This window comes from Alkalihalobacterium sp. APHAB7, from assembly GCF_048323755.1.
Taxonomy (GTDB): Bacteria; Bacillota; Bacilli; order Bacillales; family Bacillaceae_F; genus Alkalihalobacterium.
In genome coordinates this window covers 1-21,979 of the sequence record NZ_JBLWFS010000013.1, presented here as the reverse complement: position 1 = coordinate 21,979, position 21,979 = coordinate 1, and the positions used below count along the sequence as shown (strand labels likewise).

The window sequence follows — 21,979 nt, the reverse complement described above, 5'->3', positions numbered from 1 at the left end:
CTTCAAATTTCTTTAGTACATTTTAAAAGAACCGACTTATAGTACATAGGAGGACAATCTATGAAAAAGATTAAACGAACACTATCCGTCGTTACGCTGGCGGCACTCATTACTGTTTTAGGAGCTTGCGCTAATCATGACGATCACGATCAAGCTAGTCCAACTCCTGAAGAAACAGAAGTTCAAGAAGAAGTAGATGTGGAAGAGGGACACGATCACGGGCATGCACACGGTCATGCTGATGAGACAGAACACGGTGGTCATCATCACGGTGATACACTTACTGCACCAACCAATTTCAATGATAAAGCCGCCGAAAACTTGTTGCATTTTAATACAAAAAATATTACACGACTACCTTCGGATGATCCACTCGAATTATCAATTATGACGTCACAAATGATTTGGCCTGCAACGCATGAAGAAAATCAGCCGGGTACAGTTATTTTGGCCCCGCTTGAAAGCTGGCAATTATCACTCGCTAGTTTGAACCTTGTTCACCATCCAAATGATGGTCCGTTATTTTACACTGAAAATGGAGCTATTCCAGACAGGGTGATTACCGAAATAAACCGCTTGCAACCAAAAGGAAATGTTGCTGGTACTCAAGTGATGGTCATGGGAACGATTAATTACGGAGAATTAGATAAATTGGCTGACTTTAAAATTGATCAAACAACGGAAACTGAAGCAGCAGCATTCGCAAATGAGATTGATCAAATTTACGCTGAACTGACCCACGGTACGCCAAATGGGGTAATTATTAGTTCAATGGATGAGGAAGCAAAGCTCCATTCTATACCTGCTGGAAGTTGGATTTCTCATATGTCCGAACCGGTACTTTATGTTACGCATTCAGAGCTTCCCCAAGAAACGATTGAAGCGTTAGAGCGACGAAATGGTAACGCAGAAATTTATGTACTTGGATCTGAAGATATTATTTCTCAAGAGGTTGTCAAGCAATTAGAAGAATACGGAACAGTTACTACAATCTCAGGAGATACACCAGTTGAACTTTCAATTGAATTCGCAAAATTTAAAGATCGAACAACAAACTTTGGCTGGGGCGTTAATCAGCCTGGACATGGTCTTATGATAGCGTCCACTGCATCGCCTGAACTTGCTATTCTTGCCGCTCCTTTTGCTCATCTAGGGAAACATGCACCGATGGTTTGGTTAGAAGAAGGCGAGGTAACGGATGAATGGTACGATTTCTTAACATTATTAAAACCAATGTTTGATGTAGAACCGACTGAAGGCCCTTATAATCACGCCTATCTATTAGGAACTACAGATGTAGTCTCATACCAAACTCAAGGGATTATTGACGAAAAACTCGAAATCATCTCAGCACACGGAGATCATCACGCCCATCACTAATTGATAAAAAGGAAGTTGGTCGTAAGCAAACCGCCAACTTCCTTTTGCTTTTTACATTGACAAAAATAATATCTAGGAGTAAATTAACCATATTATACTATTTGGTGTGTTTTAAAGGAGAGTTACATGAGGAAACAATTTGCAGTTGTTGGTTTGGGACGTTTTGGGGGATCTGTTTGTAAAGAGCTTTACAAGATGGGGCACGATGTATTAGCCATTGATTCTAACGAGGACAAAGTTAATGAGTTTACGAACTTTTCAACCCATACGGTTATCGCAAATGCGACAGAAGAAAGTACGCTTCAAAGTTTGGGGATACGTAATTTTGACTATGTGATTGTGGCTATTGGTGAAAATATTCAATCTAGTATTCTATGTACCTTGTTATTGAAAGAAATGGGTGTTCGAAATGTCTGGGTGAAAGCACAAAACGATTATCACCATAAGGTGTTGGAAAAAATCGGCGCAGATCGAATCGTACACCCTGAAAAAGATATGGGAATTCGAATAGCCCAACATCTTGTTTCAGAAAAAATTATCGATTACATTGAATTATCTGATGAATATAGTATTGTCGAGCTTTTAGCGACAGAAAAGGTAGCAAACCGTTCACTTATTCAGCTTGATATCCGTGCCAAATACGGGTGTACCATTTTAGCCTTCAAACGAAAAGAACAAGTTATCGTATCACCTTTACCAGATGATCTTATTCATTTAAATGACATCCTCATTGTCATTGGACATAAAAATGACTTAAAACGCTTTGAGGAAGAAGGCTTATAAAAATAATAAATATCCACATAAGTGGTGCCAGGTACCTTTAAGGTATTGGCACCACTTATTTCTTATAAGGTAGTTCCGCATCCGAAGCTTCCAGTTACCGGAAGATGTAGGCTGTTATACAAATTGGATTAGTGCTGCATACTAACAGAAACATCAAATGAGGAGTGAAGTCCATGTTTAACAACAATACGAATTTGAACTTTCCTTTTTTTCGCGTTGCTGATGCTGAAGCTCAAGTAAAGAAAGCCCATGATATGTATGATATTTACGTCAACCGTCATTTTGTCGGTCAGAAAGTATTATTAACTCAAAATGAAAGTGTTGATGATGTGTTGGATTTTTTAAGTCAGCAAGGGGTACATAATGTTTCTGCTCATTTAGAAGGTGATCATTATGTAATTCAATCTAAGGCGTCAAAAGACATTGAACATATTACAAACGTTCTAACGACTTACTTAAATAATAATTAAACTCGAACTGAAAGATGAAGCATAGTTTCCGCGATTGAGTTGGAAATTATGCTTTTTTTGTTCTTAGTTTTGGTGATTTGTGCTCATTAGGTTTGATGTTGATTCTACAGCCACTTTAACAACTGAAAGGGTTGAAAATAGCTTAAACGCGCCTTATAAGCATTTAATTTGATGAGCTAAGTAACCCATAGCAAGGTAAGCTTCTATCCGTGCAAAATCATCAATTTCCTGTATAATAGAACTCTATCAGAAAATAAAGAAGCAGAAGCTTGTTTTTTACAAGTTAATCTAAATATAGATTAAGAAAAACAACTAGGAGACGGAGAGGCTATGAAACTTATTTCTTGGAACGTAAATGGAATTAGAGCATGTGTAACAAAAGGTTTTTTAGACTATTTTAAAGAAATGAACGCTGATATTTTTTGTCTTCAAGAAACAAAATGTCAAGAAGGACAAATTACTCTCGAATTAGAGGGTTATGAGCAATATTGGAATTATGCCGAAAAGAAAGGGTATTCAGGAACAGCTGTTTTTACAAAGAAAACACCACTATCTGTATCTTATGGCGTAGATCAAAATAACGATGAACAAGAAGGCCGCATCATTACATTGGAGTTTGATACGTTCTATTTAGTTAATGTTTATACACCAAATTCAAAGCGAGACTTGTCGCGACTTTCTTACCGACTTAAATGGGAAGATGAACTTCGCCAATACTTGATAAAACTTAATACAAAGAAGCCAGTTATCTATTGTGGAGATTTAAATGTCGCCCATCAAGAAATTGATCTAAAAAACCCAAAACCAAACGATGGGAATTCAGGTTTCACGAAGGAAGAGCGAGAAAAAATGACAACACTACTTTCCAGCGGATTTGTTGATACATTTAGACACTGCTATCCAGGTCAAACCGACACATACACATGGTGGTCTTATATGAACAAAGTGCGTGAGCGAAATATCGGCTGGAGAATTGATTATTTTATTATTTCTGAAGCATTAAAAGAAAAGATCATTGACGCTCACGTTCATAGTCACATTTTAGGCAGTGACCACTGTCCAGTTGTGCTAGAGCTGAACATGGATCAAATAAACTAGATAAAACAGAGGTATAAAACCGGGAGAAAACATGTTAATTGAATTAACATGCTTTCTCCTATTTTAGTCCTATTTTTGTTCTAAATTGAAGGTGTTTGTACTTTTTTGTTGAATTGAAAGGATGGAGTAAACAACATTAACATACTACCAACGCAAATAATTGTTTAGTTCTACATTTAAATTTATCTACGGGCAGTTATCTCCACAATGGACGTATTGATATATCAACGTCTACATGTCGGAGTTACTGCCCGTTAATATGGAAAAAAAGGAATTGGAAAGGAATGTATTCATGAATGAGGTTGACGACAAAGAAAGAAGATTAGACGCCTTTATTGACAATTTGCAGGACCCTTTTTTCATATTAAATGAGCATGGTGAATGCAAATACTTGAATAAAGCAACAGAAAGATTATTTTTAACATCAAAAGAATCTTTAACGGACAAAGTGGTCTGGAAAGAAGTTAAATCGCTTACACCCACTCCATTATACGGAAAATTTCAAGAAGTTATAAAAACGGGAGGAAATGTACAATTTGAGCTATTCTGTGAGCTAACACTTAGTTGGTTTAATGTAGAAATATATTGTTCTGGAAACGAATATGCAATTCAATTTCATGACATTACATCTACTAAAAAAACATTAGAAAATACGATAGAAAATTATAATTCTCTTTTTGAAGAACAACAGCTTCACATCCAATCCGAAAAGCTATCCTTTATCGGCGAACTAGCAGCAGGGATTGCCCATGAAATTAATAATCCGTTAACAACAATCAAAGGTTTTCTCCAATTGTGGAAGGAAGGATCGATCTACTACCCGGATCATTATTCAATTTTTGAGAGCGAGCTCGATCGAATTGCAATGATTTCCAACGAACTATTAACATTAGGAAAGCCCCTATCTCAGCAAGTCAAACTTAATGACCTTAGCGCAATTTTACGTTCAACTACTGAAATCTTTCAACAAGATGCACAGACGAAAAACATTCAAATTTCCTGTAAAACAATAGAAAGTACCTGTTTTGTACTGTGTAATGAAGCACAAATGAAACAAGTATTTTTTAATATAATCGAAAACGGTATAGACGCAATGGAAGATGGTGGGGAAATGATTGTGGACACTTCAATTAGTGATCAAAACGTTGTCGTTACAATTAGTGATGATGGAAAAGGCATCCCATCTGAAATACTAAATAAAATTGGCGAACCTTTTTATACAACGAAAGAAAAAGGAACAGGTCTTGGATTGATGGTATGCTATGGAATTGTTAAACAATATAATGGTGAAATTTTTGTTTCTACTAAAGTGGGAGCGGGAACGACATTTACAATAAAGTTGCCACTTGCTTAGGACGTAAGCTAAGCGGATGCTTGGCTCTTCACACTGTGCGTGAAGGTTTGAAAATAGAACAGCCCATTAAAAACACCTATTTCGTCCAATTTGGCTGTTCTTAGTCGTAACTCCTAAAAATGGAGATATGCATAAAATCAAAAAATGAACAGAAGCTACTCCTGCATAAAAGAACAACTATATGAGGGAGTATGATGATGATTAAGAGACAGAAATTAACGATTAGAAACACGGTGAGTGGTTTTCTAGTAATGATTATTCTAATTACGGGTTTTGGTTTAAATCCGGTTTCAGCTCTTGAAAAAGTACCTCAAGCTGGTATAGCCATCAACGGTACGATGGTCGATGGTATCAATCCAATTCGATTAAATGGTCAATACTATTTACCATTTATGCAATTATCGAAAATACTAGGCTACAATCATATTATATTCGAAAAGGATACGATGACATACGAAACTACAGACGGCTCCACATCCGTTCGCATGACACTAGGTGGAACGATGGCAAAACGAGGAGATGATTATATCAACATTGATCCTCCGAGATGGTTTAACGATGTCGCCTACGTTTCGCTAGGTGCTGCAGGAGCGTTATATAACTCATTTTTGTATTTCAAGCGAGAAAATGGGTCAATCCAAATCGAAAAACCAGCAGAGAGGTATCGAGTACAAGCTGGAGATTCCTTGTGGGAAATAGCGCAGGCGCACCATACAACAGTCAGTGCTTTAAAAAGGATCAACGGACTTCAGGGTAACATTATTTACCGAGGTGACGTCATCAAACTTGTTCCACGTCAACAAGCAAAAGAAATGAAACCTGCGGAAGAAAAACAGCCAGTGCCCAAACGATACACAAATACAGAAGGCCAAGTAAGAGATCTTGTTATACAACAGGCGGAAAGATATATCGGTGCTGGTTATAAATTTGGAGCAACTCTTGATGAAGCACCCAATTTATTTGATTGCTCCTCATTTACCCAATTAGTGTTTCAACAAAACGGGATTGACATTCCGCGAACATCTAGGCAACAAGCAAGCCTTGGTACAAGTGTTCAAAACCTAGAACGAGGAGATTTAATTTTCTTTACGAACCAAGATTTATATACAGATGGTCGAGTAGGCCATGTCGGTATTTATATGGGGGACGGCGATATGATCCACGCTTCTTCATCAAGAGGTGTTCATATTGCTGAAAACTTTATGGATATTGGTTATTGGCAACAGAATTATTTATTTGCCAAACGAGTAATTGAATAAACTGAAATCGAAGAGGTTGACTCAAAAAGGAGTTCATCACCTACTGATAATACAAGTTAAAGCATGACTTTAGTATGCAGAAATTATTCGTAGCAGTGGCGGACTTTCCTTATAGGTCAAGCCTCTTTTCCTATTTGTAAGAAAACTTAAAAAAATTTAAAAAACAGTGTTGACTTTCAGTTCTTCTGTTATATAATAATAAATAAATAAAACATTGTTATAATACAGAAAGGGGAAATTAAGAATGAGTAGAAAAGAACGTGAGAATATGATCCGTTATATTGAAATGGTAAGAGGGATGGAGAAGCAGACATTGTCACATATGACAGATCAAGATATCGAACATATCTACGAAACAACTTATATGCGTCACGAAAGCGAGTAATGGAAGTCTAATATAAGCTGTTGTAATGTGTGATAGTTAATAACATTATACAGATACTCATTCTTGTAACCTTCAATGAAAACAGTCGACTAGAAAGCTACTGCAAAAAAGCACAAGCACGTGTTTAGCAGTATTTACGCTAAAATTACTAAAACTTACAATTTTTTATCTAAGAATAAGCGAGGTTGTCCTTCATTGTAAGGAACACCTCGCTTTTTGATGTTATTTTTTATTTTGTTTGCGTAGTTCCGCTAATGGGTAATGTGTGCCCCTCCAAATGATCCCGCCACGTACGGTCGTTAAAACCGTTGCTCGGATGATACAGTATATAAACAGTACAGCTGAAATCGGAAAAACCAAAAAGTACTTAAGTGCATTTTTAGCCATAACGTTAGCAGTTTGTTGATATAAAAGAAACAATATCGCAATCGATAACAAATAGACAATCCTAGTAGGACCACCCGTAAAAAATACAGCGAGAAAAGGTAGAAGTTGTGAGATAAAAACCCCCGTAATAGCTACGAGAACCATTGTATACCGATAATAAAGACCAGCAAACGCATTTTTCTCTAGTCCAATCAACGCTCCTTTTAAAGTGGCATACCATTCTACTTCTAAATGTTCCAACGCAGAGACGAAACGTTGTTTTTTACCAGAACTTTTGATTTGAATACCAAGCATCAAATCATCATCAGGACGTTCACGAATTACTTTATGTGTACCTATTTCTTCATAAGCATCTCTTCTTAACAGGTTAAAAGCACCGATCCCAATAGCTACTTTACTTTTATCATCATTTGCTTTCCAAGGTCGTTTAAAATAGGAAAAACCAAACAGAAAAAAGGTTACGAATGCTTTCGCCCAAAATCGTTTTACATTCATATTAGGTGCGAGTGTCAAATGATCGACTTGATTTTCTGTCATATAAGAAAGGGCTTTTTCTAAGGTATCGGGTTTGTAATACACATCTGCATCTGTAAAAAGAAGATAATCTCCCTTTGAAGCTAAATACCCCTTATATAGAGCATGGTTTTTCCCAAGCCAGCCCTCGTCCAGTTGCTCGATATGAATAGGGTGGATGCGATTGTCTGTAGTACTTTTTTGATTAATGATTTCTCCGGTACGGTCAGTGGATCGGTCATTGACAACGATCCATTCGATATTTTTATACGTTTGTTGTAGTTGTGAATGCAAACTTCCTTCGATATCATTTTCTTCATTACGAGCAGCAACAATGATAGAAACTAACGGTGGGGTTAGCTTTATCGAGTCACTCGTTTTTACGTCCTCTAATTTCTCAAGTTTCCTCATTCCTACTGTTGCATCGACTAAAACAGCGAGCCAGAATAGACAAGTAATGATAGCCAAAATCAGCATTTGTCTCACCACATTTGATTATAATTGAATTCACTTACCTTCATTATACTCCACAAATCAGTTATTGTTATTTTACAAGGAATAGGAGCTGGGATAAACGGCTATGTTTGTAGCTATTGTTACTAAAACAAGTTGAACAAAAGATGGAATAAATAAAAAAGAGCAACTCATTAGTTAATGTGTACACTACATCTATGAGACATGTCCATTTATTCAAAATGGAAACAGTCTCTATAAAAATCGTGTAGGACAAACTGTCATGAGTTACTCTTCACTTTAGGTCTTATAAAAATTAAGCTTCAACAAAGCGAGGGATCGGATCGTTAAACGTAGTCCAATCCAAGTTTATTTCTTCATCTGTTAACAAGCATTCATCAAGAGAAGCCTCCACCTCAGCGTGGTTCATATCAATCCCAATTAGAACAAGCTCTGTAATTCGATCTCCGAATACTGGATCCCACTTTTCAAGTAATTCGGGCTCTTCTTGTAGTGTTTTTTGTTTCTCTGCCTCTGTATAAGCAGCTACCCACTCTCCAGCACCTTGAATTGTTACCGCAGAACCTGCTTGAGAGAGAAGACCTGCCATATCATTTCTTGACGCCAGCCAGAAGAAGCCTTTTGCTCGGACTACATCAACCGGCCAATTTTCAAGCCAATTCATTAAACGCTCTGGATGAAATGGCTTACGGCGGCGGTAAACAAATGAAGTTACCCCATATTCTTCTGTTTCAGGCGTATGCTCTTCGTTTAATTCTTTAATCCAACCGGGCGATTGACTTGATTTATCAAAATCAAAACGATTCGTATTTAATATTTCTGTTAGTGAAACGTTTGAATGTGAAGTTGGTATGATCTTCGCATCGGCATTCATTTTACGTAAGAAGTCCATTAATTCTTGTGTATCACTTTCTTCTAACATTTCGGTTTTATTTAAAATAATCACATTGGCAAATTCCATTTGATCAATTAATAGATCGGCAATATCACGAGTATCGGTTTCATCTGTACCTTGTTTACGGTCTAATAACGTTTCGCCTGATGCGTAATCTTCCCAAAAACGGTTCGCATCAACGACGGTGACCATCGTGTCTAAACGACATTTTGACGTTAAATCAATATCCATTTCTTCATCTAAATAGGTGAACGTTTGAGCAACAGGGATAGGCTCACTAATTCCTGAAGACTCGATCACAATGTAGTCAATACCACCAGCATCGACTAGTTGTTCGACTTCTTTCATTAAGTCTTCACGAAGTGTACAGCAAATACAGCCATTTTGCATTTCAACTAGTTTTTCTTCTGTACGAACAAAGCCACCATCTTTAACTAACTTTGCATCAACGTTCACTTCACTCATATCATTAACGATGACAGCTACTTTTAAGCCTTCACGATTTTGTAATATATGATTTAGTAAGGTTGTTTTACCTGCTCCTAAATATCCACTTAAAACGGTTACTGGTACTCTCATTTCTAATATTCCTCCTATAAGCTCAACCACGATGTAGTGAAGTAGCTTCCATTATAAACGTAATTATTACGGTTTATAGTCTATCGTAACATATCTTGATTGTAAATAGTATTTATTTCGATTTAGAATTTTAATCAAACAAGCTATTGGTAGTAAAAGGAGTACCGCAGAAAAACAAAACTCGATTAAATAAAGGATAATGATAAGAACGATATCGAATACATATAGACCATAACTGTAAGGGAGAGCGATCATGAATAACGAAATTGTATTAATTACGGGAACCAATAGTGGTTTTGGTTTTTTATCGACACTTGAACTAGCATCACGAGGGTATACTGTCATCGCCACTATGCGTGACCTGTCCAAACAAACAGCACTTATAATGGAAGCAGAACAAAAAAAGTTAACAGATCGGATTGAAATTCTACCATTAGACGTGACGGACCCTCATCAAATTGAACACGTCAGGCAGCATATAGAAAACCAATACGGCAAACTAGATATCCTGATCAATAATGCTGGATACAGTGCAGGCGGAATTACAGAGCTCTTGGACCTAGAAGAGTGGAAGGCGCAGTTTGATACAAACCTTTTCGGTGTCATTGCCGTAACAAAAGCTTTTCTTCCTATGATGAGAGAAAGGCGGAACGGCAAGATTATTAATATTGGAAGTGTTAGCGGGCACGTTGGCTTTCCCGGTTTAGGCCCCTATGTTTCATCCAAGTTTGCACTTTCTGGGTTTAGCGAGTCCCTTCGATTAGAATTACTTCCTTTTAACATTCAAGTAAGCATCGTCGAACCTGGTTCGTATAAAACTGAAATTTGGGAAAAAGCCTTGAGTAAAATTGACCCAAATATCGACGGCGACTACGACGCGTTTATGAAAAAAGTTTACTCGGTGGCAAAGAAATCCGGGGAACGAGCAGATGACCCGAATGAAGTAGTCGAAGTGATCGCTAATATCTGTCGCTCGAAAAACACAAAATTTCGCTATCCAGTTGGAAAAGGGATCCGAGCGACAATTTTTATAAAAAACATTCTACCTTGGGCATGGTTTGAAGCAATGGTCCAAAAGAAGATGAAGTTGGGTGGTAACCATCGAAAAGGTTGAAGTTAGAGTTATTCGGGAAGTAGCTTACTTTAACGCATGGTGTATCTTGTGCTAAAAAATCACATCGATCAAGAACACAACGATCATAACCAACTGAAAAAGAGCTTTCGCAAATGTACCACTCAAAAAGGCGATGAGTGTTCCCAATGCTACTTTTATAGCATCACTTAACGCTTTTCGCTGAATTAATTCAGTGAGAAGGACAAGGATAAACGGGACGAGTAAGATCCCGAAAGGCGGGACAACAAAGCAGCCGATAATTACACCAACTGTTGCTGCACGAATTCCCCATTTTGATCCCCCAGAGCGTTGAACGAAATAGAGATTCGCTAAATAATCAGTTAAAAACAACACGACCGTTAAGACGCCAAGCGTTGCCCAAGTCCACCAGGAAACAGCTGCAGCTGAACCGAAGAAATAATAGAGAACAACACCTAGCCAAATCAACACGACAGATGGAATGATCGGGTAAATGAGTCCAATAAAACCAAATACAAATAGCACACTAATGATTATCCAGAGCAAAATATCCAAAAGATCACCTCAACGAGATTTTAGCGAATCCCATTTCCAAATACAAACACTAAACCGAAACGAACGAAAGAAAACCAGAAATAGCCTATGCCATTTCTGGTTTTCTCTTTCGTTAGTCGATCTCATCCACCCATTTATGTTTAGTATTCAATAACGATTGAATACACCGATGCGATTGATCCTTAGTTTGATAGTACTCCAGTAATTGGTCTTGAAGTACAGGAACAACCGACATGGATTGTGAAGATAATGCTTCTTGCATATCTTCATATAGCGTTTGATAAAAGTCGACATCTGACTTTTGATCTCCGCAAGCACATTTCCCAGCACATAAGTGCTCGCTAAGCTTTTCATAAGAAACTCTCAGCTCATTTTTAACTTTTTCCATCAATTCACTCGTCCAATACTCATGTGTTAGCAATTCTAAAACTTGTAACGCATGATCATGAGCCAATTTTCCAGTGTTCATACCAGCCATCTCTGTACCTCCTTTGTCATAAATTTTGAAATCAAAACTGAATAATAAAAAGTTTTAATAACTAATTTAAATTTTACAAATTTTCTAACTATTTTGCAATACTTTTAACAATATTGTCACAATTTGATTTTCTTTCCAGCTATTTCTCTAATTATCTTACAAAGCTAGATAAGTTAAGAAATGTTATAGTTATGTTGGTTATAACCCCTAGCATTATAAACTTCATAGAAACTATCTTAAGAAAGTATGGATGTACTGTACCGTATTTTTTATTAAAAGGTGCCATCTATCGAAATTTACATACTTAGCTTAATAGTATGTGTTTACTATTTTGTCCATTTGGATCGTTTGGGGTATATTTTTAGTAGATTACTTAATACGATTTATAAAGGCTGAACAAAAGTGGAGATTTATAAAAGTAAATCCTTTCCTTGTGATTGCGATTGTACCCTTCGATCAATTTTTTCAGACTTTAGGGGTATTGCTTCACGGTTTGGCTTTACAATGGATTTTTACAAAACTAGATGAAATGTATACAAAATTTAAAAACAAAGAAAACGAAAAGAGTATCTAACTATAAAAATAAACATAAACATTCACGATCTATGTCAGATCTTGCGCTTCCCCTGGAAATGACGAATGATCGATTTGTTTTTTAATCAGATTTAACACTTCTTGGGAACTTTTCATATAGATGAAGAAGTATTTCTGGGCTCATAACTCAATAGAAGGAGTTGATTGCATGGAGTTGTTTGATGCGATTAAAACGAGAAGAAGTATAGGTATTGTTAAGGAGGCTCCTGTTCCAAATGAACTAATTGAACAAATATTAGAAGCTGGAACGTATGCACCTAACCATTTTCATACAGAGCCGTGGCGCTTCTTCGTTCTAACAGGAGCTAGTCGTGCGGAGTTAGGGAAAGTATTTGAAAAGATTACAACAGCGAATTCCGAAGATCCTACCACACCAGAGATGATCAAGAAAATTGAACGAGTCAAGAAAAACCCACTTCGAGCGCCTGTTATCCTAACAGTTGGGGTTGAACCGAGCTCTAAAAAGAATGTACTAATACAAGAGGAGTATGCCGCAGTTCATGCAGCGATACAAAATATGTTACTTGCCGCGCATGCTCTTGGCCTAGGAGCGATATGGCGTACTGGAGCGATTTGCTACGAGAAACAAGTGAACGAATTTTTCGGAATGTCTGAACGGGGAGAAATATTAGGGTTTATTTATCTTGGTTATCCCGATATGAAAACACCACAAGTGAAAAAAACAAGCTTCACAAACTTTACAACATGGATGTCTTAACTGTACCCTCAAATTGAAAAGGCTGCTCAAAATGAGACAGCCTTTTTTACTTTTTATCCAGAGTTTACTAACTCCAATTTAATTTCTAATGATTATTAATACTAAATAAATAATATAAACGAGTGACAAAATCAGGCCTTCTAATTTTCCAATTGTATACTCTGTACGAGAATAGATGAATAAAACGACCGTAAGAATGATCATGACATTGACATCAAAGAAGATTTTTGGGTCGACAGGGAGCGGTGTGATAATCGAAGCGACTCCGAGCACAAATAAAATATTAAAAATGGAACTCCCAACAATATTACCTAAAGCCATTTGACTTTGTTTTTTTAATGCTGCAGAAATGGATATTGCGAGTTCCGGCAGTGAAGATCCGATCGCTACAATTGTTAGACCGACTAATGTTTCACTCATTCCAAACCGAATTGCAATTTCGGTACTGCTTTCAACAACTAAATATCCCCCTAAAATAATGGCCGCTAAACCTGCAATCGCTAGGAGAATGTTTTTCCCCCACATTGGCTTTTGAGTATCCTCATTTTCTTCAGTTAATGACTCACGACTATTTCTGGCAGCTTCAATAACATAATATAAAAAAATGGAAAAGAACAATAAAAAGATGATACCGTCACTTCTTGTAATCATATTTTCTGTTGCATCTTGCAGAAATTGATCGCTAATTAAAACAAGTAAAGCAATACTGGCCAAGAATGCCAAAGGAATTTCTTTTTTTATAGTGGCACTTTCCACTTTTAAAGGGAATATAACCGCAGTTACGCCGACTACTAGGGCTGTATTAATAATATTACTGCCGACGACATTGGCTACTGTTACATCTGTACTACCTTCTAAAGCGGCAATTATACTGACAGTAGCTTCCGGGGCACCTGAACCGAACGCGACAATCGTGAGACCAACTAATAAGGGTGAAACTCGCAGAAGAGTCGCGATGGCTGCAGATCCATCAACAAAATAGTCAGCACCTTTAATTAATAGAACAAACCCTAGGAGTAATAGTAAATAGACCATGGTTCATACCAATCCTTTTATGTTTCTAATTGAATTTTAATAACAATGGTTTGTCACAAGTGAAAGTTTATCCTAAAAATTAAGTTCTCCATTTAGGAAAAATGTATCCACTAAAGCAGGTATTTCAATTAAAGGTTGTCCTTCATAGAGGTGATGAAGGACAAAGGAGGGATGAATTACAAGGGAAGTGTCCTTCATGAACCTGATGAAGGACCTCAAAGGATAGAAGTGTAAGGGAAATGGTCTTCAAATGCATTACGAATAGATGTGTGTTTAATTCCATAAGCGCAACAAACATTAACATTAAAGGGGTTGGTTAGAAAAAAATAAATGAATTCTATTGACATATATACCCCGTAAGGTATAAGATATAACCAACAACGATACCTAATAGGGTATAAATTAGTTAAAGGGGAGATGAAACGATGAGTAATGTAAAAGATATTACTGCAAAAGAAATTATGGATCGTATCGTAGATAACGAGGAGTTATTTATTCTTGATGTTCGTAACGAATCAGATTTCCAAGATTGGAAGATAGAAGGAAAAACTTTTTCACATCTTAATGTTCCTTATTTTGAACTCATTGATGGGGTTGATCCAATAGTAGAACAACTACCAACAGAAAAAGATATTGTTGTTTTATGTGCAAAAGGTGGTTCATCTGCATTTGTAGGAGAAATGTTAGTTGACGCGGGTTTTAATAAAGTTTACTCATTAGTTGATGGAATGAAAGCGTGGAGCGAACATCTTCACCAAGTTCGTATTTATGAAGATGAAAAAATTAAAGTAGACCAATTTATTCGTATCGGAAAAGGTTGTCTTTCCTATATGGTCACATCGGATGATGAAGCACTAATTGTAGACCCGAGCCGTTTTACAGATGTATATGTTGAAGCAGCGAAAAAAGAGGGCGCCACGATTACTCATATTGTTGACTCTCACTTACATGCTGATCATATTTCTGGGGGCCATGAATTGGCGGAAAAATTAGGGGCGAAATATTTCCTTATGAAAAGTGAAGGAGCAATTTTTGAATTTGAAGCATTAGAAAATCATGATCGTATAGAATTCAACAATATTAAATTAGAAGTATTAGCTGTAAAAACACCAGGGCATACCCCTGGTAGTGTATCATTCTTCGTTAATGATAAATTACTATTCTCAGGGGACACCATTTTCGTTAGTGGTTTAGGTCGACCTGACTTAGGTAATAAAGTTCGTGAGTGGGCAGATGACCTATACCACACGATTTATGATAAAGTTTCAGCGATTGCTGACGATGTTATTGTTCTTCCGGGTCACTATGCCGATTATGTAGAAGAAGTGAATGACAAAGGGTATATTGGTGATCTACTAGGAAATATTCGTGAACGTAATGAAAAAATGTTCACGATGACAAAAGATTCATTCCTAGATCACGTAGAACAATCTGCATCTTCTGTAAAACCACCGAACTTTGAAGATATTATTGCAATCAACCGTGGTGTGGAGCAAGCTGATGCAGAGCGTAAACAAGAATTAGAGATTGGACCAAATCGTTGTGCTGTGCACCACACTCACTAATTAAGTAAGGGAGGCATCACTTCATGAAAGAAAAAAAAGATCACTGCACAACTCACCTGTGAGGCATTCAATCAAAGAAGACAGCAGAGGATAAAAAGCAATACACGAAACCACCGATATGACCTGCTGTCTATCTCTGGTTCCTGGTAGGAGCCATCTTCATTTTGTTTCAATTGGTAGCTTTTATCATGAAATAGAATATAGTCTTTCCCTTAATATTTATTTAGGGGAAGGCTATGTAATAAAGTTTCTTTTAGCAGTGAAACTAGAATATTTTAAACATTTAAATACCCCTACAGGTAAAAAGTATTGACCGCAAAATATTTTAATTGTATTATATCTATAGGGGTAAGGGTATTAATAAGAGGAGGTAACAACATGGCAATTAAAGTAGATCAAGTGTTAGATGCAAAAGGGTTAGCATGTCCAATGCCAATTGTACGTACAAAAAAAGCAATGGATCAATTAAAATCAGGTGAAGTGCTTGAAATTCAAGCTACAGATAAAGGTTCATTAGCCGACTTAAAAGCATGGGCTAACTCAACAGGCAACCAATATTTAGGTACAAACGAAGAAGGGGATGTACTACTGCATTATTTACGTAAAGCGGATCCTTCTGAGACAAAGGAGGAAGTTGACTTTCTTCATGTCACATCAAATACAGAATTAGAAAGCAAAATTGGTGAAGCGGGAGTAACGATTTTAGACGTTCGTGAGCCTGCTGAGTATGCTTTTGCTCGCATTCCTACCTCCAAATCTATTCCACTTGGCGAGCTAGAAGAACGTCTGGGTGAACTAAATCAACATGATACTGTATACGTTGTATGCCGTACAGGAAGCAGAAGTGCAATGGCTGCGAAGCTGTTAACAGACAATGGTTTTGAAATGGTTTTGAACGTAAAACCTGGAATGTCTGAATGGACTGGAAAAGTTGAAAGCAACTAAAAGTGATCTAAATGCAATGTATTCTAGATATTCTTAATTTTAAAGGAGAGAATGAACATGAATAGTAATAAAGTATTAAACGCAACAGGATTAGCGTGCCCGATGCCAATTGTACGTACAAAAAAAGCAATCGACGAATTAGAGGTAGGTAAAGTACTAGAAGTTCATGCAACAGATAAAGGCTCCAAAGCTGATATCGCAGCTTGGTGTAAAGCTTCTGGAAATGAACTCGTCCATCAAGACGAAGATGGTGATGTTTTTAAGTTCTGGATTAAAAAAGCTTAATAAGGTTTAAATTGAAGGTGATTCAAACTAAGGTTAGGCCACCTATTACTAAAAATAGATGCTATTAAACGAGGTGCATCTATTTTTAGTAGAAAAGAGAAGGTGAGATCGCTAGAGAGTCACCTTCTCCTTTAATAGAAAGGAGGGAAAACCAATGCTCAAGAAGTTATTTCCAGGGCTTGAGTGGATGTTAACGTATAAAAAACATGATTTACGCGGTGATTTATCAGCGGGATTAATTGTTGCCATTATGTTAATTCCACAAGGTATGGCTTATGCGATGCTAGCTGGTTTGCCACCTGTAATCGGGCTGTATGCATCAACGATACCATTAATTGTTTATGCCTTTTTTGGTTCCTCAAGACAGCTTGCAGTGGGACCTGTTGCGATGGTGTCACTTCTTGTATTAACGGGTGTCCAAGGACTGGCTGATCCAGGTTCAAGTGAGTATATTTCACTTGTGTTATTACTTGCCTTAATGGTTGGGGTCATACAATTAGTTCTCGGGTTATTGAAACTCGGATTTGTAACCGAATTTATCTCTCATGCAGTTATTAGTGGATTTACTTCTGCAGCAGCTATCGTTATTGGTCTCAGCCAATTAAAACATCTACTGGGGATTAACCTTCCCTCAACTGAAAATGTATTTGAACTATTATATCGGGCGGTCCTACAAATCACTAGCATTAACTTTTATACTTTTTTCATTGGAATTACTAGTATTATTATTTTAATCGTTATGAAGAAGTGGATACCGAAAATTCCAGCGCCACTTGTGGTCGTTGTTTATAGTATACTTCTTGTTTATATATTTGACCTTCATGAAAAAGGAGTAAGTATTATTGGTGAAGTACCAGACGGTTTACCGATGGTTTCGTTACCGGCGTGGAGTATGGAGGCTGTTAGCGCCTTAATGCCAATCGCAATCACAATCGCAATCATCGGTTTTGTTGAAAGTTTCGCGATGGCAAAAGTGATTGCTACAAAAGAGAAATATAAAGTACATGCAAATCGTGAACTAATTGGTCTAGGACTTGCTAACGTATCGGCCTCAACTTTTTCAGGGTATCCAGTAACTGGCGGTTTTTCACGTTCAGCCGTTAATTACGGTGCTGGTGCCAGAACAGGTCTTGCAGCTATTATTACAGCAACTTTAATCATTTTAACGCTATTATTCTTTACATCTTGGTTTTACTACATGCCGAATGCTGTTCTCGCTGCGATCATTATGGTAGCTGTTTATGGGTTAATTGATGTTAAAGAAGCGAAGCATTTATTTAAGATCAAACGAATAGATGGTGCTACATTGTTAATTACATTTGGCGCCACATTAACGTTAGGAATTGAAACGGGTATTTTCCTTGGTATTATTTTTTCTCTTATCGTTTTTATATGGAGGAGTGCAAACCCTCATGTTGCTGAATTAGGCTATGTAGAAGAGGCGAATGTCTATCGTAATATCAAAAGATATCCAGAAGCTGTCGAAAAAGAGAATGTTTCCATATTAAGAATCGACTCGCCGTTGTATTTTGCAAACATTACAAAAATTGAAGACATGATTCAAAGAAAGTTTTTAGAGCAACCATCACTTCATTCCGTTATCCTTGATTTTTCAGGGGTTAATGATATGGATGCTGTCGCAATTGAACACTTAAACGAACTGTTCATCACTTATGAAAGTCTCGGAAAGAATATCATGTTGTGTGATATTAAAGGACCTGTCCGAGATGTCTTAAAGCGAGCGGGCTGGTATGAAAAATACAAGGGGAAAATCGAGTCTCATTCAATTGATGAAGCACTGGCCACAATCAAGGAGTGAGTGAAATGGAAAGGGAATTAAAACGAAACAATAAACTGTTTTATGAAGAGATGAGAAAAGTAGACCCTCATTTCTTCGATAATATGGTTCAGGGGCAAGAACCGGAATTACTTGTTTTAGCGTGTAGTGATTCACGGGTGAGTCCTTCTGTTATTACACAAATGCCGCTTGGAAAATTATTTATTCACCGTAATATTGGTAATCAAGTAAATGAACATGATGAAAGCTTTTCTGCAAGCTTATATTATGCTCTAAAGCACTTAAGAGTAAAAGGAATCATGATCATCGGCCACACTCATTGTGGAGGGATAGATGCTGCGGTAAACGGAAATAACGAAGAAGCTTTAAAACCATGGCTGAAGGGAATCCAGGAGTCATTTATCCATGAAGATAGTACGCAAATGTGCACTACGCAACTATCAGAGACACACCTCCTGAAGCAAGTGGAACGACTGATTGCGCACCCAATCTATAAAGAGTTAGGTCAACACGTACCAATCATTCCTGTTCTTTACCATATTGAAAATGGGGAAATTGAGTTTATTAAGTATCCTGAGAGAACTTAAAAACGCTAAGTATATGTAAAAACTTAACCTAATGTCACGATCGTAACTTGAATCAAGGATCAGAACAAGGACGTAAGAAAATAAAGCTAGAATTTGAAAGAGAATTGGAAGATAACCAATATATTTTTTGGTTGACAAAATACCTATAAGGGTATAAAATAACGATATAGAAAATACCTATAAGAGTATATTAGGAGGAGATCTAAATGGAACAAAAGAAAGCGACAATGATTGTATTTGATGGTGATTTAGATAAAGCATTAGCTAGTTTTATTATCGCAACTGGTGCTGCAGCAATGGGGAAACCAGTAACGATGTTTTTCACATTCTGGGGTTTGAATGTACTACGTAAAGATGAACATATCCCCGTTAAAAAGAACTTTTTAGAAAAAATGTTCGGTAAAATGATGCCAAGAGGTCCTGAAAAACTAGGATTATCCAAAATGAATTTCGGCGGCGCAGGATCGAAGTTAATGAAGCATATGATGAAAAAACACAATGTCGTTTCTTTAAATGAGTTAATCGAAATGGCGAAAGAGCTAGATATCAAAATGGTTGCTTGTACGATGTCAATGGATGTAATGGGGATCCAAAAGGAAGAATTAATCGACGGTATTGAATATGCTGGTGTAGCAACATATCTTGCAGAAGCAGAAGAAGGAAACGTCAACTTATTTATCTAGTAATCTATTTCTTCAACGTTCAATCGATGAATGAAAATGTACTTTTTGGAAGAAGTTAGGGCCATTCTACTCGTTAATCATGTTATCCTAAGAGTATCTAAAGAGTTTTTCCTAATACTCAAATAATAAATCAACGATAGAGAGGTTTTGTACTGTATGAAACAGAAAACCATGTTAGCCGTTCTTACATTGGTAATTGGAGTAGGAGTGATATTTATGTTTTTTGGAACAACAAATGATCAAATTGGGGAAATCACGACAACTGAACTCAAAACAAAAATGAAAACAGACGATAATGCGGTGTTTATCGATGTCCGTGAGATTGATGAATATGAAGAAGCTCATGTAGAAGGAATGACAAATATCCCACTTAGCCGTCTTGCTAATGAATACGCGCAACTTCCGCAAGGCCAAGAGATTGTTATTTTCTGTAGAAGTGGTAACCGCAGCATGCAAGCGGCAAACTTTCTCTTTGATCAAGGTTATACAAAAGTAACAAACGTAAGTGGCGGTATCCTTTCTTGGGATGGCCCACTTGTAACAAAGTAATCTGCGCTCTCAACAATACCCATTTTCCCGCTATCAATATAACGGTAATGGGTATTTTTTATTCACTTGGATTTAATGACAAATTCCTAGAGTTCACATTTTGGTTAAAAAAAGTGGATTTCGCACAATAAATTAAGAAAACGGACAATAAAATCAGAAACATGAACAATAAATAAGCGAAATCAAAAATAAGTATCTCCCTCACAATAATAAACAAAACCAAGCTGCGCATTTTTACCAATAGATATTTTACTTAACAAATGAATTTTTATCTTATAATATATGTTCATAAAGGAGGACAAAAAGATCCGAGAAGTTCGAGGAAGCGCAGTCTCTGAGTACTGGAGCGTATGGGTTTAATACGTGAAGAGCGGAAGAGCAAGCTGACGAAGAAATTCGAAAGAGATTTTTCCCGGACTTTTTGAACATCCTCTTATAATATAGTAAAATAGTAGACGCAGCTTTGTTACACAGGAGGACCATGAAATGGTTACAATTACGATGTCATTCGTATTGCTCTTTATTCTTGTATGGTTTTACAGACGCTTTTTTCCAGTACGAGGAGTAAAGTGCACGAATCTTCAGCACCTTAAGAAAGAAACCAAAATCATAGATATTCGTGACTACCATATCGCTAGTCACCATCCGGTTACAGGAGCTACGAATATACCATTTGCTTATATTAAAAGATATTATCAACCATTCATAGGTAGTGAGGTCATTATTATATCAAATGATGTTGTAGCGAAAAATCTATGTATCCGATTTTTAAAACAAAAAGGGGTTCAGGTGACAGGATATTATATTAGCAATCCTGACAACAAAGAGAAAAAATTTGCAGAACTCTGTTAAAAGGAGAAGATCTCATTGGATATACTAAAATGGGTTATCGTTGTAGTTTTAATTATTTTAACCGTTCGAAATTTTCTGCCAGCTAAAGGTGTAAAACAAATTAGTAACACCGAAGTCAAAATGCTAGTTAAGAAAAAAGACGTTCAATTAATTGATGTACGATCAGCATTAGAATATGAATTAAATCACATTGAAGGATTTCAAAACATCCCTTTATCTAAAATAAAGAAAAGGCATCATGAATTAGATCGTGAAAAAGAAGTGATCTTACTTTGCCAAAGCGGGATGAGAAGTAATAAAGCGAGTAAACGGTTGAAACGACTTGGGTTTACAAAGCTTACAAACGTTAAAGGCGGCATGTCTTCCTGGTCATAAGAAAAGCGGAAGGACCCTGCTTTTCTTTAGCGGACTGAGATGCCCCTATTCTATTAAAATCTTATTTATTTAGACTTTAGCGGACTCAGAAGCCCTTATTTGTTCAATTTTATTAAAATTAAGCATCAATATTATATAATAAGGGCCTCTCAGTCCGTTACGCAGTCAAGTCCACAATCCTGTGTAAATTTGAGAATCAATGTTTTCACCTAACTAGTTTTTTGGTAGGGTTTATTATTTTTTGGAGAAAGAGGGGGTACCCCCTCTTTCTCCAAAAATTTTCGCTTCGC

At 36.8% G+C, this 21,979-nt stretch carries 23 protein-coding genes; 18 read left to right on the top strand and 5 right to left on the bottom strand.

Features of this window, described 5'->3' with window-relative positions; translation table 11 throughout:
• Positions 1 to 60 precede the first annotated feature (60 nt).
• From ACNSTQ_RS13685 to ACNSTQ_RS13655, 7 genes are all read left to right on the top strand, one after another.
• Positions 61 to 1,380 carry a cell wall-binding repeat-containing protein gene (locus ACNSTQ_RS13685; RefSeq protein WP_418200378.1) on the top strand — a complete coding sequence of 440 codons (1,320 nt, stop codon included), beginning with the start codon at positions 61 to 63 and terminating at the stop codon, positions 1,378 to 1,380.
• A 126-nt stretch (positions 1,381 to 1,506) separates the two neighbouring features.
• The gene (locus tag ACNSTQ_RS13680) at positions 1,507 to 2,163 is read left to right on the top strand and encodes a potassium channel family protein (RefSeq protein ID WP_418200377.1); all 657 of its coding nucleotides are present in this window, start codon (positions 1,507 to 1,509) and stop codon (positions 2,161 to 2,163) included.
• A gap of 173 nt (positions 2,164 to 2,336) precedes the next feature.
• Entirely contained in the window at positions 2,337 to 2,633 is a 297-nt protein-coding gene (locus ACNSTQ_RS13675; RefSeq protein ID WP_418200376.1) for a hypothetical protein, read from the top strand.
• Positions 2,634 to 2,963: 330 nt separating this feature from the next.
• Positions 2,964 to 3,731 (top strand): exodeoxyribonuclease III, encoded by a 768-nt coding sequence (locus tag ACNSTQ_RS13670; RefSeq protein ID WP_418200375.1) that lies wholly within the window; start codon positions 2,964 to 2,966, stop codon positions 3,729 to 3,731.
• 292 nt (positions 3,732 to 4,023) lie between these two features.
• The gene (locus tag ACNSTQ_RS13665; RefSeq protein ID WP_418200374.1) at positions 4,024 to 5,085 is read left to right on the top strand and encodes a two-component system sensor histidine kinase NtrB; all 1,062 of its coding nucleotides are present in this window, start codon (positions 4,024 to 4,026) and stop codon (positions 5,083 to 5,085) included.
• Positions 5,086 to 5,282: 197 nt separating this feature from the next.
• The gene (locus ACNSTQ_RS13660) at positions 5,283 to 6,344 is read left to right on the top strand and encodes an NlpC/P60 family protein (RefSeq protein WP_418200373.1); all 1,062 of its coding nucleotides are present in this window, start codon (positions 5,283 to 5,285) and stop codon (positions 6,342 to 6,344) included.
• 244 nt (positions 6,345 to 6,588) lie between these two features.
• On the top strand, positions 6,589 to 6,729 hold the full coding sequence (locus ACNSTQ_RS13655) for a BH0509 family protein (RefSeq protein ID WP_418200372.1): 141 nt from the start codon (positions 6,589 to 6,591) through the stop codon (positions 6,727 to 6,729).
• 222 nt (positions 6,730 to 6,951) lie between these two features.
• Here ACNSTQ_RS13655 and ACNSTQ_RS13650 read toward each other — a convergent pair whose 3' ends face one another.
• Together ACNSTQ_RS13650 and ACNSTQ_RS13645 are read right to left on the bottom strand one after the other, a co-directional pair.
• The gene (locus ACNSTQ_RS13650) at positions 6,952 to 8,106 is read right to left on the bottom strand and encodes a glycosyltransferase (RefSeq protein ID WP_418200371.1); all 1,155 of its coding nucleotides are present in this window, start codon (positions 8,104 to 8,106) and stop codon (positions 6,952 to 6,954) included.
• 292 nt (positions 8,107 to 8,398) lie between these two features.
• On the bottom strand, positions 8,399 to 9,577 hold the full coding sequence (locus ACNSTQ_RS13645) for a GTP-binding protein (RefSeq protein ID WP_418200370.1): 1,179 nt from the start codon (positions 9,575 to 9,577) through the stop codon (positions 8,399 to 8,401).
• A gap of 253 nt (positions 9,578 to 9,830) precedes the next feature.
• Between ACNSTQ_RS13645 and ACNSTQ_RS13640 the strand changes: the two genes are divergently transcribed.
• Entirely contained in the window at positions 9,831 to 10,691 is an 861-nt protein-coding gene (locus tag ACNSTQ_RS13640; protein WP_418200369.1) for an SDR family oxidoreductase, read from the top strand.
• Between the two features lie 51 nt (positions 10,692 to 10,742).
• Here ACNSTQ_RS13640 and ACNSTQ_RS13635 read toward each other — a convergent pair whose 3' ends face one another.
• Together ACNSTQ_RS13635 and ACNSTQ_RS13630 are read right to left on the bottom strand one after the other, a co-directional pair.
• Positions 10,743 to 11,195, bottom strand: coding sequence for a DUF456 domain-containing protein (locus ACNSTQ_RS13635; RefSeq protein WP_418200368.1), 453 nt, complete (start codon positions 11,193 to 11,195; stop codon positions 10,743 to 10,745).
• Between the two features lie 142 nt (positions 11,196 to 11,337).
• Positions 11,338 to 11,703 carry a hypothetical protein gene (locus tag ACNSTQ_RS13630; protein ID WP_418200367.1) on the bottom strand — a complete coding sequence of 122 codons (366 nt, stop codon included), beginning with the start codon at positions 11,701 to 11,703 and terminating at the stop codon, positions 11,338 to 11,340.
• Between the two features lie 742 nt (positions 11,704 to 12,445).
• Between ACNSTQ_RS13630 and ACNSTQ_RS13625 the strand changes: the two genes are divergently transcribed.
• Entirely contained in the window at positions 12,446 to 13,015 is a 570-nt protein-coding gene (locus ACNSTQ_RS13625) for a nitroreductase (RefSeq protein ID WP_418200366.1), read from the top strand.
• Positions 13,016 to 13,093: 78 nt separating this feature from the next.
• Here ACNSTQ_RS13625 and ACNSTQ_RS13620 read toward each other — a convergent pair whose 3' ends face one another.
• The gene (locus ACNSTQ_RS13620) at positions 13,094 to 14,050 is read right to left on the bottom strand and encodes a calcium/sodium antiporter (RefSeq protein WP_418200365.1); all 957 of its coding nucleotides are present in this window, start codon (positions 14,048 to 14,050) and stop codon (positions 13,094 to 13,096) included.
• Positions 14,051 to 14,475: 425 nt separating this feature from the next.
• On the opposite strand from ACNSTQ_RS13620, the gene ACNSTQ_RS13615 reads away from it, so the two are divergent.
• The 9 genes from ACNSTQ_RS13615 to ACNSTQ_RS13575 all read left to right on the top strand — a co-directional run bounded on the left by ACNSTQ_RS13615 (position 14,476) and on the right by ACNSTQ_RS13575 (position 21,689).
• Positions 14,476 to 15,615: an MBL fold metallo-hydrolase gene (locus ACNSTQ_RS13615; protein ID WP_418200364.1), complete on the top strand. Its 1,140-nt coding sequence runs from the start codon at positions 14,476 to 14,478 to the stop codon at positions 15,613 to 15,615.
• 378 nt (positions 15,616 to 15,993) lie between these two features.
• Complete coding sequence (locus ACNSTQ_RS13610; RefSeq protein WP_418200363.1) at positions 15,994 to 16,560, top strand: sulfurtransferase TusA family protein; 567 nt, start codon at positions 15,994 to 15,996, stop codon at positions 16,558 to 16,560.
• A 57-nt stretch (positions 16,561 to 16,617) separates the two neighbouring features.
• Complete coding sequence (locus ACNSTQ_RS13605; RefSeq protein WP_418200362.1) at positions 16,618 to 16,845, top strand: sulfurtransferase TusA family protein; 228 nt, start codon at positions 16,618 to 16,620, stop codon at positions 16,843 to 16,845.
• A gap of 154 nt (positions 16,846 to 16,999) precedes the next feature.
• Positions 17,000 to 18,664, top strand: coding sequence for a SulP family inorganic anion transporter (locus ACNSTQ_RS13600; RefSeq protein ID WP_418200361.1), 1,665 nt, complete (start codon positions 17,000 to 17,002; stop codon positions 18,662 to 18,664).
• 5 nt (positions 18,665 to 18,669) lie between these two features.
• A complete protein-coding gene (locus ACNSTQ_RS13595; protein WP_418200360.1) occupies positions 18,670 to 19,230 on the top strand; it encodes a carbonic anhydrase in 561 nt (186 codons plus the stop codon).
• A 206-nt stretch (positions 19,231 to 19,436) separates the two neighbouring features.
• The gene (locus ACNSTQ_RS13590; RefSeq protein WP_216828574.1) at positions 19,437 to 19,913 is read left to right on the top strand and encodes a DsrE/DsrF/DrsH-like family protein; all 477 of its coding nucleotides are present in this window, start codon (positions 19,437 to 19,439) and stop codon (positions 19,911 to 19,913) included.
• A 216-nt stretch (positions 19,914 to 20,129) separates the two neighbouring features.
• On the top strand, positions 20,130 to 20,462 hold the full coding sequence (locus tag ACNSTQ_RS13585) for a rhodanese-like domain-containing protein (RefSeq protein WP_418200359.1): 333 nt from the start codon (positions 20,130 to 20,132) through the stop codon (positions 20,460 to 20,462).
• A gap of 486 nt (positions 20,463 to 20,948) precedes the next feature.
• Entirely contained in the window at positions 20,949 to 21,314 is a 366-nt protein-coding gene (locus ACNSTQ_RS13580; RefSeq protein WP_418200358.1) for a sulfurtransferase, read from the top strand.
• A 15-nt stretch (positions 21,315 to 21,329) separates the two neighbouring features.
• Positions 21,330 to 21,689, top strand: coding sequence for a rhodanese-like domain-containing protein (locus ACNSTQ_RS13575; RefSeq protein WP_418200357.1), 360 nt, complete (start codon positions 21,330 to 21,332; stop codon positions 21,687 to 21,689).
• Positions 21,690 to 21,979 lie beyond the last annotated feature (290 nt).